The organism is Sciscionella sediminilitoris (genome assembly GCF_000737195.2).
In the GTDB taxonomy this organism is placed as follows: domain Bacteria; phylum Actinomycetota; class Actinomycetes; order Mycobacteriales; family Pseudonocardiaceae; genus Sciscionella; species Sciscionella sediminilitoris.
In genome coordinates this window covers 58,547-72,150 of the sequence record NZ_JALM01000019.1, presented here as the reverse complement: position 1 = coordinate 72,150, position 13,604 = coordinate 58,547, and the positions used below count along the sequence as shown (strand labels likewise).

Below are 13,604 nucleotides of genomic sequence, written 5' to 3'. Positions count from 1 at the left end.
ACGGAAAGGGCGGCAGTCGTGAAGCTGCTTGTCACTGGAGGCGCCGGTTACATCGGCAGCGTGTGCGCGGCACGGTTGCTCGAGGCGGGTAACGAGGTCGTCGTGCTGGACGACCTGTCCACCGGGCACCGGGACGCCGTACCGGACGGGGCGGAGTTCATCGAGGGGGACGTCGCCGAGCAGGCCGACGCGGTGCTCTCCCGTGGTTTCGACGGTGTCCTGCACTTCGCGGCGAAATCGCTCGTGGGTGAGTCGATGCAGGATCCGGGCAAGTACTGGCACGGAAACGTGCTCACCTCGGTGCGGCTGCTCGACGCCATGCGCGCCCACGGCACGCCGCGTCTGGTGTTCTCCTCCACGGCGGCCACCTACGGTGAGCCCGAGCAGGTACCCATCACCGAGGACGCACCGACCCGGCCGACGAACACCTACGGGGCGACGAAACTGGCGATCGACCACGCGATCACCTCGTACGCGAAGGCGCACGGGCTCGCGGCCACGAGCCTGCGGTACTTCAATGTCGCGGGCGCCTTCGACCGGTTCGGCGAACGCCACGTGACCGAGACCCATCTGATCCCGCTCGTCCTGCAGGTGGCGCTCGGACAACGGGAGCACGTGCAGATCTTCGGGGACGATTACCCGACCTCGGACGGCACCTGCATCCGTGACTACATCCATGTGACCGACCTCGCCGAAGCACATCTGCTGGCGGTGGCCGCCGCGAAGCCGGGGACACACGAGATCTTCAACCTCGGCAACGGCACCGGTTTCTCGGTGCGCCAGGTCATCGACGCCTGTCGGGAGGTCACCGGGCACGACATCCCGGCGAAACTCGCTGAACGCAGGGCCGGTGACCCCGCGGTGCTCGTCGCGTCCAGCGCGGCCGCGCAGCGCGAACTCGGCTGGCAACCCGAGCATGCGGATCTCGCCACCATGGTCGGGGACGCGTGGACCTTCGTGGCCGGCCGGACAGGAAACTGATCCGGCTGATCCATCAGCACACCCCCAGCCGGGCACGCGCCGCCTGGGCGAGTGGACTCAGGCGGCGGGTGAGCGCGCTCGGCTGCACTCCGGCGCGCAGTGCCGTCGAGAGCAGATTCGCCAGCTGATAGCCCGGCTCGGCGGCGTGCACCCGTTCCAAGGCCATACCGGCCAGTACGCCATCACCGGCGAGATAGGCGCTTACCGCGAGCAAACAGCCAGCGGGCGCGCCGGCGGGATCCGGGAGTGCCCTGGTCAGCATGGTCCAGAGCGCATGGAACGCGTGTTGTTCGCGATCGGTTCGGCCGACGAGGAACGCATCACGCACATCGGTGATACGGAGCGCCTGGGCAAGCTCGGCCAGTCGCCGGTCGTCCGGCTCGGTGCCCGTATCGGCATTGGCGGCATCGCGCACCAGCGCATACCACTGCTCCGGTCTCCGTTGCCGGTCATCGGGACCACGGGCGAGCACCGCCGCCCTGCGAGCGAGCACTTCGTCGGGGGCGCGCGCGAGCCGCTGTTCGAGATCGGACCGGGAGATACCCGCCTCCCCTCCGCCGGAGGGTGAGAGCGCGACGAGGGTTCCGGCCTCCGGGTCCTCGACCAGACCGTGACAGTCGTCCTCATCCAGGCAGCGCCATGGCTGCCCGGCCGTGATGTGCGAGGTCCAGAGCATGTGCAGCACCGGGATCCCGGCATGCCGGAAACGATCCCGGATGGACACGGCGACCGCGCGCAGATGCTCCCAGCACAGTCGTCCCCCGACGAGAACGACGGTCGCGGCCGTGCCGCCCTGCAGTTGCGCCGGCTCCAGGAGGTGCTCGGCGGTCACCGAGACACTGCCGGTATCCGGGAGATCGGCGCGCAGCACCAGGCCGAGCTCGTCCCGTTCCGGCCCGCGATGCAAAAGCAGCACAAGCGAATCGGACGGATTGAATCCGAGCAACAACGGCACCGCCGCGATGACGGATCCGGGTTCCTCGAGGCGGAGAACGGAATGGCGTGTCGCTGTCATGGCATCAACATCTCCCAGCATTCCGATGGCCGCGCAAACTCGATTTTTTGTTCCTGTGGACAGCGTCAAGTTGTCCACAGGAACCCTTGTCCGCGTGAATGGTCCATTCACGCGGTCCATCACTTGGCACCCGTTCGGGGAATGTTTAGCGTGAAAAGGAACCGGCCCGGTAGCACCGTCATCACACCCCCGATTCATCGATCCGATCGCCACGGCGGGCGAGAAGGGAGAACCACAATGACGCGGTTTCACCACCAGAACGCGGCACGAAAAGCACAGGGCCCGACGGGATTCCGGCTGTCCACGGCACTGGGGGCCGCCATGGTCGCCGCACTGGCGACAGCGGCATCCGCTTCGGCCTCGGTCACCCACCCGGGCGAAGGACCCGATTTGGCGCGGAGCGCCTGTGAACGAGGCATGGCGTGCCTGTGGGGAGGACAAGAATACGATGACGCCTTGCTGACCAAGGATCTGCGGAACACGAATCCCGGCGATTGCGTCCCACTCTCGGGTGACTTCACCCCGAAATCCCTTGCCAATCGATCGGATCGCGATCTGACCGTCTATTCCGATCGGAATTGCAATCCCGACAAGCCTCATCCGACCTATCCGGGTGGTGGCACTTTCACGCCAAAAATCCCGATCACCGTCACCGCCATCAAGATCGCGCAATAACACGAACAGGGGAAAATAATGATCTCGTTCCGACGCAAGACGAACAGCCGAAATGGGCACACCAGCAGGACCCGGTCCATCACGAGACGCGTGTGCGCGACCGTCGGCATCGGCGTCGTCCTTGCCCTGCCGGCCTCAGGTGAGCTCGCCTTTGCCGATTCCGCGCCGACACCACCTCGACCGGCGTGCGCACCCGAGCAGTTCTGTTACTGGGCCGATGCCGACTATCACGGAAAGCCCCAGCTCCTCGATCTCAGCTCGGCTTCCAGTTCCACCTGCGTTCCGCTCCCCGACGGCGCCGAAGCACGTTCCTTCGTGAACAACCGTGCCCAGGAGATCACCCTCTACGAGGGCGATCACTGTTCGACCGAGGGGGACTTCCGCACCTATCCGGAGGCCACCGAAGTGCCCTCAGCACCGTTCGTCGTGCGCGCGGTGGAGATCTGGAACTGACCGGTGACTCCGGTCGTCACAGCAAGGGCAGTCAGGCCGCGATGCCACGGGTGGCGTTTCCCGCACAGACCACCCACGGATCGAGTGCCCCGAGTCGGCGAGTCACCCCATCCCCTCGCCGAACCGATCCGTTCCCGCGGATGACGAGCCCTACCGGCGCGGGTGTCCGGACTGGGGGTCTGGGCACCCGCGTCATCCCCCGGAAGCGACTCGGTCAGGCGCGGCGAACCGCCTCGCGGACCGTCTCCCAATCGGGCTCGGTGGCACCCGGGATACCGGTTGCGACACCTTGATCCTTGAAACCGCTCGACGTAGCGATACATACCACCGGACCGGGAAATTCCTCACCCTGAGCCCGCTGCCGGAAGCCCGCCAGCCCGGCAGTCGCCGAGAACTCCTGCCACAGGCCATTGCGGCACAGTTCGTTCTGGGCGCGCGTCATCTCGGCGTCGTCGACGAGCAGAGCGGCCCCACCGCTCTCCCGGACCGTGCGGACGCCCCGATAGCCACCCACGGGCGTGTCGATCGCGTAAGCCGCCGTCGGCCCGACGTTCACCTGCATGGCATCGCGCCCGAGGGCGACAGCCTGGGCGAGCGGGCCACCGGCGGCGGGTTCACAGGAGAACATCCGGGGAATCCGACCGGTGCGCCCGATCCGGTTCAGCTCCACGAATCCTTTCCACACACCGAAGAGCACCTCGCCGTACCCGGTCGGGACGAACACGGAGTCCGGTACTCCGAGGTCGGCGAAGATCTCGTAGGCGATGGTCTTGTAGCCCTCGGCACCGAATGCGTGTCCGGTGTGCGTCCGGGTGCTGTTGCTGACCGGGTGGTAGCCGAACTCCGCCACGATCCGCCGTAGCAGGGGCCATCGGGCATCCGCCGGAACAGTCAGCACGGTGGCACCGTAGGCACGGAGGAAGGACTCGACGGCGGGCGGCGCGCCCGCCGAGGCGAGCACCACGCATTTCAGGCCCGCGCGAGCGGCGTACGCGGCAGCCGAGGCACCATGGTTGCCGGACGAGGCCACGACGATGCCCTCCGCGCCCACTCCGACGGCGGCACTGGCCGCGCAGCGGTTCAGCCGGTCCTTGTGGCTCCACGTGGGATTGCGCGACTCGTCCTTGACGTAGACGTTTCCGGCGAGCTCCACGAGCGGTGTGCCGCCCTCGCCGAGTCCGGGAGCGAGCAGCGGTGGGAGCAGCGGAGCCCAGCGCTCGAGGCCGTCTCCGTTCCACGAGTCCGGAAACAGTTCCCCGGGGACCCGCTCGTAGTCGTAGTCGACCTCGACCGGGTAGGCGAACTCCGCACTGCTCGTCCGCGGACAGCCACTGGTCAGCGGTGGCCACAGCGGATAGTGAACGGCCGGATCACCGAGCGATCGCTGGGCCACCGCAAGCGAATGGCTGTCCGCCATGGATATTCCCTTTCCGCGGGTAGTCAGACACGAACGAGCGCGAAGCGGCGTTCGACACCGCTTCGCGCTCGTTCGGTTCAGGATCCGTCGATCCGACGACCGGCTAGCTGCAGCCGGAGGTCGAACCGCAGCCCTCGCACACGTAGCAGGAGCCCGCGGGACGCATCTTGGTCCCGCACGTCATGCACAGCGGGGCGTCGGCGGCCTTGCCCAGCTGGAGCTCGACCAGTTCCGTCGAACTGTGCGCCCCGCTCGTCTTCTCACCGCTGTCGATCTCCTCGCGCCGCGCGGTGGAGTCGACCGTGGTCCGCAGGCCCTCGAGGTCGACATCGTCGCCGTCGGAGCTCTCGGCGGCCACCGCCGCCGTGCGCTCCTCAGCCGTGAAGATGCCGAGCTGGACCCGCTTCTCGTACGGCAGGTAGTCCAGGGCCAGACGCCGGAACAGGTAGTCGAGCACGCTGGTGGACATCCGCACGTCCGGGTCGTCGGTCATCCCGGCCGGCTCGAAGCGCAGGTTGGAGAACTTCTGCACGTAGAACTCGAGCGGAATGCCGTACTGCAGACCGACGGAGATCGACATGGAGAAGGCGTCCATCACACCGGCGAGCGTGGAGCCCTGCTTGCCGAGCTTGACGAAGATCTCGCCGAGCCCGTCGTCCGGGTAGGAACCGGCGTGCAGGTACCCCTCGGCACCGCCGACCGTGAACGACACGGTCTGGCTCGGGCGCTTCTTCGGCAGGCGCTTGCGGACGGGCCGGTACTCGACGACCGTCTCCTTGGCCTCTTCCTTCGAGTTCTTGCCCGCCGAGAGCGGCTGCCCGACCTTGCAGTTGTCGCGGTAGATGGCGAGGGCCTTGAGGCCGAGCTTCCAGCCTTCGAAGTAGATTTCCTCGACATCCTCGATGGTCGCCGCCTCTGGCATGTTGACCGTCTTCGAGATCGCCCCGGAGAGGAACGGCTGCACGGCGGCCATCATCCGCACGTGTCCCATCGGCCTGATGGAGCGGTCGCCCATGGCGCAGTCGAACACCTCGTAGTGCTCGGGCCGCAGCCCGGGTGCGTCGACGACGTTGCCGTGCTCCGCGACGTACTCCACGATCGCCTCGACCTGCTCGTCCTGGTAACCGAGCGAGGACAGCGCACGCGGCACCGTCTGGTTGACGATCTGCATCGAGCCGCCGCCGACGAGCTTCTTGAACTTGACCAGCGCCAGATCCGGCTCGATACCGGTGGTGTCGCAGTCCATCATCAGCCCGATGGTCCCGGTCGGCGCGAGCAGGCTGGCCTGCGCGTTGCGCCAACCGTTGCGCATCCCGAGCTCGATGCCGTGCTGCCATTCCTCGGTGGCGAGCTTCTGCACCGCACGGTCGTTCCCGTGCATCGTGCGGATCATGTCGTTCGCGGCCGCGTGCTTGCGCATGACCCTGCGGTGTGCCTGCTCGTTGCGCGCGTATCCGGCGTACGGGCCGACCACCCCGGCCAGCTCGGCGGAACGGCGGTAGGCGGTGGCGGTCATCAGCGAGGTGATCCCGGCGGCGAGCGCACGGCCACCGTCGGAGTCGTACGCGTGACCGGTCGCCATCAGCAGGGCACCGAGGTTGGCGTAGCCGATGCCGAGCTGGCGGAAGTTGCGCGTGGTCTCCCCGATCGCCTCGGTCGGGAAGTCGGCGAAGCTGATCGAGATGTCCATCGCGGTGATCGTGTACTCGACCGCCTTCGCGAAGGTCACCCCGTCGAAGGTGCCGTCCTCACCGAGGAATTTCATGAGGTTGAGCGAACCCAGGTTGCAGCTCGAGTTGTCGAGGTGCATGTACTCGCTGCACGGGTTCGAGGCGGTGATCCGGCCGGACTCGGGCGCGGTGTGCCAGTCGTTGATCGTGTCGTCGTACTGCACCCCGGGGTCGGCGCACTCCCACGCGGCCTTCGCGAGCTTGTGGAACAGCGACTTCGCGTCCACCTCGTCGATGGTCTCCCCGGTCATCCGGGCGCGCATCGGGAAGTTCGAGTTCGACTCGACCGCGCGCATGAACTCGTCGGTGACCCGGACCGAGTTGTTCGCGTTCTGGTACTGCACCGAGGAGATGTCCGAACCGCCGAGGTCCATGTCGAACCCGCCGTCGCGCAGGACGCGGATCTTCTCCTCTTCACGGGCCTTGGTCTCGATGAACTCCTCGACGTCCGGGTGGTCGATGTCGAGTACGACCATCTTCGCCGCGCGCCTGGTCGCACCGCCGGACTTGATGGTGCCCGCGGACGCGTCGGCACCGCGCATGAACGAGACCGGACCGGACGCCGTGCCGCCGGAGGAGAGCAGCTCACGGGAGGAACGGATACGGGAGAGGTTGAGGCCGGCACCGGAGCCGCCCTTGAAGATCAGTCCCTCTTCCTTGTACCAGTTGAGGATCGATTCCATCGTGTCGTCGACGGACAGGATGAAGCAGGCCGAGACCTGCTGTGGGGAAGCGGTCCCGACGTTGAACCAGACCGGGGAGTTGAAGCTGAACACCTGGTGCAGCAGCATGTAAGTGAGCTCGTGCTCGAAGATCTCGGCATCCTGCGGGCTGGCGAAGTAGCCGTGGTCGACACCGGTGGCGACATAGGTCCGCACCACCCGGTCGATGAGCTGCTTGAGGCTGTGTTCCCGCGCCTCTGAGCCGATCGCCCCGCGGAAGTACTTGCTCGTGACGATGTTGGTCGCGTTCACCGACCAGAACTCGGGGAACTCCACGCCGCGCTGTTCGAAGTTGACCGAGCCGTCCCGCCAGTTGGTCATGACCACGTCGCGGTGCTCCCAGCGCACCTCGTCGTAGGGGTGCACCCCCGCCGTGGTGTACACGCGCTGCAGCTCGAGCCCCTTACCGGGGGCGTTCCAGCCGTTGACGCCCTGGGCGGCCGCCCCCTCGGCGATCCGCGCGGCCTCGACCGCGTCACCATCGGCCGATGTCGGCACCGATTCCGTCATGTCCAGCTCTCCCTTTGCTCCCACGTTCGATGTCACCTGTCCATCCGGCGCCCTACCGCACCGGAACACCCGTCAGGTCTGGCCTTCGGCCTTCCGCCTGCCGCCCGCCTTCTCGTCCTTGGCAGTGCCGTCCTTCGCCTTGGCCTCGGTCCGCGCCCCCGCCTCGCCCTTCGCGGCGGCCTCCGACTTCGCGGCGATCGCCAGGCGCAGCTCGGCGATCTCCTTCTCGAAGTCCTCGACCGACTCGAACGAGCGGTACACGCTCGCGAAGCGGAGATAGGCGACCTCGTCCAGCGCCCGCAGCGGCCCGAGGATCGCGAGCCCGACCTCACCGGTGGGCACCTCGGAGTATCCACTCGCCCGCACGGTCTCCTCGACCTGTTGAGCGAGCTGCTGCAGCGCGTCCTCGTCGACCGGCCGCCCCTGGCAGGCCCTCCGCACACCGCGGACGACCTTGTCCCTGGAGAACGGCTCGGTGACCCCGGAGCGTTTCACCACGGCGAGCACCGTCTGTTCCACTGTCGTGAATCGACGGTCACATGCCGAGCAAGACCTCCGCCGGCGAATCGTCTGCCCCTCGTCGACCTCGCGGGAGTCGACAACGCGCGAATCCGTGCTCCTGCAGAACGGGCACCGCACGACGACTCACTCCCTTCGACGACGGACATCCTGTTGGTCGCACTGTGGACTGGCGGTGGACAGCCGGTGGATAACTCCGGCTCGTCAACCCCAACCTGTGGACTAACAACACCACTGTAACTACTAGATGTAGGGGTGAGCTTAAGTGGTCGATCACTAGACCGCAAGCCGACACCGGCAACGTGTCGCCCGGCTCCGACATGCCGGGCGCGAGCTGCGGTGATCACCGAGCGAGCCGGGATCCCTCCGAAACGGGAACCACGATCGGCTGCCCGACCCGCACCGCGGTCGAGGTGAGCCCGTTGAGCTCCTGGATGCGCCGCAGCATCGCCGAATCGTCCACCTCGGGCGCGGCGGCCTCGGCGATCGCGGACAGCGTCTGCCCCTCGCGCACCTGCACCATCGCCGTGCGCTCCGGAACCCGGGGGGAACTCGCCGAGGAGAGCACGGCGAGCAGTGCGATCGCGAGCGCGGTGCACACCCCGGCGACCACGAGTACGAGCGCGGGACGGGACGCGAACCGCGGCGCGCAGGCCGCGGCCGTGCCCGAACCGCCGGCCACCGCGAGCGGAGCCGCGGAACGCCTGCCACGCGGGCGCACACCGGCACCGGGAGCCCTGCGCAGGGTGCGCTCCCCGGAAGCCGTCCCAGACACCCGCGCCGGAGCCACCCGCGGCGGCACCAGCTGAACGGGCACCTCGGAATGCTCCGGAGCAACCGCCCGATCGGGTGCCTCCGGACTCACGAGCGCCAGCGACCGGGTCGCCGACCGCCGTACCCGCGCCACGTGCCCGCGCCCACGACGCTCCCCACCCGTCCGCGCCGCCGAATTCATCACCGCCGTCATGACTTCCTCCTCGATCTCACGGCCGATCGAACATGAGTTCGATCGAATGTCTGTGCGAAGTTCTACCACCAAGCACCGACAAAAATCGACAGCGAGCGGCGTGTCGCTCGAACACGTGTTTGATCCGCGGCTCGAATGGGGTTAGGTTGAACAGCGAGGTTGCGCAGTGAGCGACACGGCGTGCGACAGGCCGACACGGCTGAACGACCGACACGGCTGAGACAACTCGAGACGGCTGAGACAACTCGACACGGCTGGGACGACAGTCGGCGAACGAGGACGAGCGAGAACCAAGGAGGCACACGTGGCTGGCCAGCCAAGGAAACCGGCCCGGGGCGGCGCGCGGGAAGACCCGCCGGGCGGGGGAACGGACGCGAACGAGCACGAGGCCGAGGTCCATCCGTTCCCGGAACAGGACGACGAACTCGGTGTACTGACCGTGCGCCAGCGCAAGGTGCTCGAGGTCATCCGGACCTGGGTCAGCGAACGCGGCTACCCGCCGAGCGTGCGGGAGATCGGGGACGCGGTCGGGCTGACCTCGACCTCATCGGTCGCCCACCAGTTGCGCGCGCTCGAGCAGAAGGGCTACCTGCGCCGCGACCCGAACCGGCCGCGCGCGGTGGGAGTGCTGACCGCGGCCGCGGTCCCCGAGGATGCCGAGGCCGAGTCCTCGACACATCCGACCCCCTCCTACGTACCGCTGGTCGGGCGGATCGCCGCCGGCGGGCCGATCCTCGCCGAGGAAGCGGTCGAGGACGTGTTCCCGCTGCCGAAGGAGATCGTCGGCGAGGGTTCGCTGTTCCTGCTCAACGTGGTCGGCGATTCGATGGTGGACGCGGCCATCACCGACGGCGACTGGGTCGTGGTGCGCCAGCAGCCGAACGCGGAGAACGGGGACATCGTGGCCGCCATGATCGACGGCGAGGCGACGGTGAAGACGTTCAAGCGCCGGGACGGACACATCTGGCTCATGCCGCACAACCCCGCCTACGAGCCGATCCTCGGAGACGAGGCGAGCGTGCTCGGCAAGGTCGTCGCGGTGCTGCGCCGGCTCTGATCCGGTCGCCGACCCGTGCGCCGGTAAGCACAGCGCACGGGTTCGTGCCCCGGTCGCTCCGGGAAAATTCGCGGAGCGGCACCGTCCCTCGCACCGGGCTCCAGCACAGCGTGGGGCCGGTGCCACGCGTAGGGCTAGTGCCGCGCGTAGGGCTCCAGTGCCGCGGCGAGATCGCCGTACACGAGCGCGCGCACCCTGGTGCCCTCGTCCTCGTGCTCGCTGCCGAGTACCTCTCCCTGCTCGTGCACCTTCGCCAGCAGATCACCCCTGGCATACGGCACGAGTGCCTCGACCTCGATGCCCGGTTTGGGCAGTCGGTCACCGATCGCGGCGCGCAGTTTGTCGATCCCGGCGCCGGTGTGCGCGGAGACGAACAGCGCATCGGGCAGTTCACCCTGCAGTTTGGTGAGCACGATCGGATCGGCGTCGTCGATCTTGTTCACCACGAGCAGCTCCGGCGGCATCTCGCGCCCGGTGTCCGCGGTGATGTCCGCCAGTACCTCCCGCACCGCGCTGACCTGGGTTTCCGGCATCGTGTCCGAGCCGTCGACCACGTGCACGAGCAGATCCGCCTCGGCCACTTCCTCCAGGGTGGACCGGAACGCCTCCACGAGCTGGTGCGGCAGGTGCCGGACGAACCCGACCGTGTCGGTGAGCGTGTAGGTCCTGCCCTGCGGGGACTTCGTCCGCCGGGTGGTCGGGTCCAGGGTCGCGAACAGCGCGTCCTGCACCAGCACACCCGCCCCGGTCACCGCGTTGAGCAGGGAGGACTTACCGGCGTTCGTGTACCCGGCTATCGCGACACTGGGCACGGCGTTGGCGAGCCGGCGCCCCCGCTTGGTCTCCCGCACGGTGCGCATCTCGGCGAGTTCCCTGCGCAGCTTCGCGATCCGCTTGTTGATCCGCCGCCGGTCGGTCTCCAGCTTGGTCTCACCGGGACCGCGCAGCCCGACACCACCACCGCTGCCGCCCGCGCGACCACCGGCCTGCCTGGACAGCGTCTGCCCCCAGCCGCGCAACCGGGGAACCAGATAGTTCAGCTGGGCGAGCTCGACCTGCGCCTTGCCCTCCTTGGAGCGGGCGTGCTGGGCGAAGATGTCCAGGATCAGCGCCGTCCGGTCGATCGTCTTGACCTTCAGCTTCTCCTCGAGATTGCGCAGCTGGCCCGGGGAGAGCTCACCGTCGCAGATCACCGTGTCCGCCCCGGTCGAGACGATGATGTCGCGCAGCTCCTGCACCTTTCCCGAGCCGATATAGGTCGACTGGTCGGGCCGCTGCCTGCGCTGCACGAGGGCCTCGAGCACCTGGGAACCCGCGGTCTCGGCGAGCCGGGCGAGTTCGGCGACCGAGGCCTCGGCGTGCTCCGCGCTGCCCTGGGTCCACACCCCCACCAGCACGACCCGTTCGAGCAGCAGCTGGCGGTACTCGACCTCGTAGCCCTCGGTGAGCTCGGTGGACAGGCCCGCGACCCGGCGTAGCGAGGAACGTTCCTCCAGCTCGAGCTCGCCGGTCGAGGGCGCCTGCTCGGGCGTGCCGATGGGGTCTCCGGAGATGTAGACGCCGCCGAGGTCGGTGGCCTCGTCGGTGTCGATACGCAATGGTTCTGTCATGTTGCTTCCAGTGTGGCACGTCCGGCCGCACTGTCGAGCGATTTACCAAGGAGAACGGAGGTGAGCCGACTTCGACAGCTGAGAATCCTCAGCGGATACGAGGGTCGGCTGACCGGAGGTCGGATCGGTGTCTACCAACACGGCTCAGTGTGCCGCCCACCACTGGGGATCGAGCACACCGGAGCCGACGAGCACCGCCGGACCGGTGAGGCTGCTGCCGTCCTCGGTGATCCCGACCGTGACCCGGCCACCGGGGACCTCGACGGTGACCGTGCCCGTGGCCACGCTCTCGGCGTGCAGCGCGGCCGCCGCGGACGCCACGGTGCCCGTGCCACAGGAGCGGGTCTCCCCCGAACCGCGCTCGTACACCCGCATCCGCAGCCGGTCGGGCGCGAGCCGGTTCACGAACTCCACGTTCACGCCGTTCGGGAACAGCACCCCGTCGAACTCCGGCGCGGCCCACAGGTCGATATCGGCGACCGGGACCTCGGTCAGGCACACCAGGTGCGGGTTGCCCACGTCGACCGCGCTGCCCGGGTACTTCACCCCGTGCACGGTAGCCGCGGACTCGTCGTGAACGCGCGCGGGCCCCATCGCGACGGTGACCGAGCCGTCCTGGTGCACCTCGACGGGGCGCGCACCCGCACGGGTGTGCACGGTGAACGCCCCGCGCTGCTGCCAGCCGTTCTCCACGAGGTAACGGGCGAACACCCGGGCACCGTTCCCGCACATCTCGGCGAGCGAACCGTCCGCGTTGCGGTAGTCCATGAACCATCCGTCCACCCCGGACGGCGCGTCCTCGGCCGCTGCGCAGCGCACCACGCGCAGCACCCCGTCCGCGCCGATCCCGGCCCTCCGGTCGCACAGCGCGCGCACCAGCGAGGGGGTCAGCGCGAGCTCACCGGCCGGATCGGGCAGCACCACGAAGTCGTTCTCGGTGCCGTGTCCCTTGCAGAATCGGACGTTCAACTCACTCACGGCACCGAGTCTAGAACCCGCTCGAGCAGCCCGGCACTCCCCGCGTCGAACCAGCGCACCCGCTTGTCCCTGCGGAACCAGGAACGCTGCCTGCGCACGAACCGCCGGGTGGCCCGTGCGGTCTCCTCCCGCGCCTCGTCCAGGGTCCGGGTCCCGTCGAAGTACTCCAGCACCTGCCGGTAGCCGAGTGCCCTGGACGCGGTGAGTCCCTCGCGCAGCCCTTGGGTGCACAGTTCCCCGGTCTCTTCGACCAGCCCGGCGGCGAACATGTGCCCGACCCGCGCGTCCACGCGTTCGTCGAGCTCGTCGACCTCGCGGTCCAGCCCGATGAGCGTGGCCCCGTAGCGCGCGGGTCCCGGTTTCGGCATGCTCGCCGAGAACGGGCGCCCGGTCAGTTCGAAGACCTCGAGAGCACGCACGATCCGGCGGGTGTTGCTGGGCAGGATCTCGGCCGCGGACACCGGGTCGTACGTCCGCAGCCGCTCGTACATCGCCGGGGTGCCCTCCCGGTCGGCCTGCGCGTGCAGCCGTTCCCGGATGGCCGGATCGGTGCCGGGGAACTCGAGCTCGTCCAGGATCGCGCGCACGTACAGACCGGAGCCGCCCACGATCACCGGAACCCGTCCGGCGGCCAGCACCGACTCCACCGCGGCGCGGGCGTGCCGTTGATACGCGGCCACCGAGGCGGTCTCGCTCACCTCCAGCACGTCCAGCTGGTGGTGCCGGATCCCCCGGCGCTGCTCCGGGGGGACCTTCGCGGTGCCGATGTCCATGCCCCGGTACAGCTGCATGGCGTCGGCGTTGACGATCTCCCCCTCGAACCGGGCGGCGAGCTCGATCGCCAGATCCGATTTCCCCGTCGCGGTCGGCCCGACGATCGCCACCGGTGTTTGCGCTGGCGTAGTCACGACTGGCGACGGTACCGTTCTGACTTTCTCCGTACGCGCTGACCTGTTTCAATACGCACACG

The 13,604-nt window shown here is 68.3% G+C and carries 12 protein-coding genes; 4 read left to right on the top strand and 8 right to left on the bottom strand.

What is annotated here, in order from left to right:
* Positions 1–18 precede the first annotated feature (18 nt).
* Positions 19–981 (top strand): UDP-glucose 4-epimerase GalE, encoded by a 963-nt coding sequence (gene galE / locus AD72_RS09920; RefSeq protein WP_031466153.1) that lies wholly within the window; start codon positions 19–21, stop codon positions 979–981.
* Between the two features lie 13 nt (positions 982–994).
* On the opposite strand, the gene AD72_RS09915 is transcribed toward galE, so the two are convergent.
* The gene (locus tag AD72_RS09915) at positions 995–1,996 is read right to left on the bottom strand and encodes a DUF4192 domain-containing protein (RefSeq protein ID WP_051898373.1); all 1,002 of its coding nucleotides are present in this window, start codon (positions 1,994–1,996) and stop codon (positions 995–997) included.
* Between the two features lie 237 nt (positions 1,997–2,233).
* Between AD72_RS09915 and AD72_RS37145 the strand changes: the two genes are divergently transcribed.
* Both AD72_RS37145 and AD72_RS09905 read left to right on the top strand, forming a co-directional pair.
* Complete coding sequence (locus AD72_RS37145; RefSeq protein WP_063890729.1) at positions 2,234–2,671, top strand: peptidase inhibitor family I36 protein; 438 nt, start codon at positions 2,234–2,236, stop codon at positions 2,669–2,671.
* A 90-nt stretch (positions 2,672–2,761) separates the two neighbouring features.
* Positions 2,762–3,124: a peptidase inhibitor family I36 protein gene (locus tag AD72_RS09905; protein ID WP_051898366.1), complete on the top strand. Its 363-nt coding sequence runs from the start codon at positions 2,762–2,764 to the stop codon at positions 3,122–3,124.
* Positions 3,125–3,338: 214 nt separating this feature from the next.
* Here the strand turns inward: AD72_RS09905 and AD72_RS09900 are convergent, their stop codons facing one another.
* From AD72_RS09900 to AD72_RS35525, 4 genes are all read right to left on the bottom strand, one after another.
* A complete protein-coding gene (locus AD72_RS09900; protein ID WP_031466149.1) occupies positions 3,339–4,541 on the bottom strand; it encodes a threonine synthase in 1,203 nt (400 codons plus the stop codon).
* Positions 4,542–4,644: 103 nt separating this feature from the next.
* Entirely contained in the window at positions 4,645–7,503 is a 2,859-nt protein-coding gene (locus AD72_RS09895; protein ID WP_031466148.1) for a vitamin B12-dependent ribonucleotide reductase, read from the bottom strand.
* A gap of 72 nt (positions 7,504–7,575) precedes the next feature.
* On the bottom strand, positions 7,576–8,142 hold the full coding sequence (nrdR, locus tag AD72_RS09890; RefSeq protein WP_031466147.1) for a transcriptional regulator NrdR: 567 nt from the start codon (positions 8,140–8,142) through the stop codon (positions 7,576–7,578).
* 223 nt (positions 8,143–8,365) lie between these two features.
* Positions 8,366–8,989, bottom strand: coding sequence for a LysM peptidoglycan-binding domain-containing protein (locus AD72_RS35525; protein WP_051898363.1), 624 nt, complete (start codon positions 8,987–8,989; stop codon positions 8,366–8,368).
* 304 nt (positions 8,990–9,293) lie between these two features.
* Between AD72_RS35525 and lexA the strand changes: the two genes are divergently transcribed.
* A complete protein-coding gene (gene lexA / locus AD72_RS09880; protein WP_037345270.1) occupies positions 9,294–10,046 on the top strand; it encodes a transcriptional repressor LexA in 753 nt (250 codons plus the stop codon).
* Positions 10,047–10,180: 134 nt separating this feature from the next.
* Here lexA and hflX read toward each other — a convergent pair whose 3' ends face one another.
* The 3 genes from hflX to miaA form a co-directional block, all read right to left on the bottom strand.
* Positions 10,181–11,656 carry a GTPase HflX gene (gene hflX / locus AD72_RS09875; protein ID WP_051898360.1) on the bottom strand — a complete coding sequence of 492 codons (1,476 nt, stop codon included), beginning with the start codon at positions 11,654–11,656 and terminating at the stop codon, positions 10,181–10,183.
* 144 nt (positions 11,657–11,800) lie between these two features.
* Positions 11,801–12,634 carry a diaminopimelate epimerase gene (dapF, locus tag AD72_RS09870; protein ID WP_082468835.1) on the bottom strand — a complete coding sequence of 278 codons (834 nt, stop codon included), beginning with the start codon at positions 12,632–12,634 and terminating at the stop codon, positions 11,801–11,803.
* On the bottom strand, positions 12,631–13,542 hold the full coding sequence (gene miaA / locus AD72_RS09865) for a tRNA (adenosine(37)-N6)-dimethylallyltransferase MiaA (RefSeq protein WP_031466142.1): 912 nt from the start codon (positions 13,540–13,542) through the stop codon (positions 12,631–12,633). Before miaA ends, dapF begins: the two co-directional genes overlap by 4 nt.
* Positions 13,543–13,604 lie beyond the last annotated feature (62 nt).

Bases quoted from the DNA above. Each gene is read 5' to 3' on its own strand.
- AD72_RS09915 (WP_051898373.1), bottom strand. From the start codon at position 1,996: ATGACAGCGACACGCCATTCCGTTCTCCGCCTCGAGGAACCCGGATCC.
- AD72_RS37145 (WP_063890729.1), top strand. From the start codon at position 2,234: ATGACGCGGTTTCACCACCAGAACGCGGCACGAAAAGCACAGGGCCCG.
- AD72_RS09900 (WP_031466149.1), bottom strand. From the start codon at position 4,541: ATGGCGGACAGCCATTCGCTTGCGGTGGCCCAGCGATCGCTCGGTGAT.
- AD72_RS09895 (WP_031466148.1), bottom strand. From the start codon at position 7,503: ATGACGGAATCGGTGCCGACATCGGCCGATGGTGACGCGGTCGAGGCC.
- AD72_RS35525 (WP_051898363.1), bottom strand. From the start codon at position 8,989: ATGACGGCGGTGATGAATTCGGCGGCGCGGACGGGTGGGGAGCGTCGT.
- hflX (WP_051898360.1), bottom strand. From the start codon at position 11,656: ATGACAGAACCATTGCGTATCGACACCGACGAGGCCACCGACCTCGGC.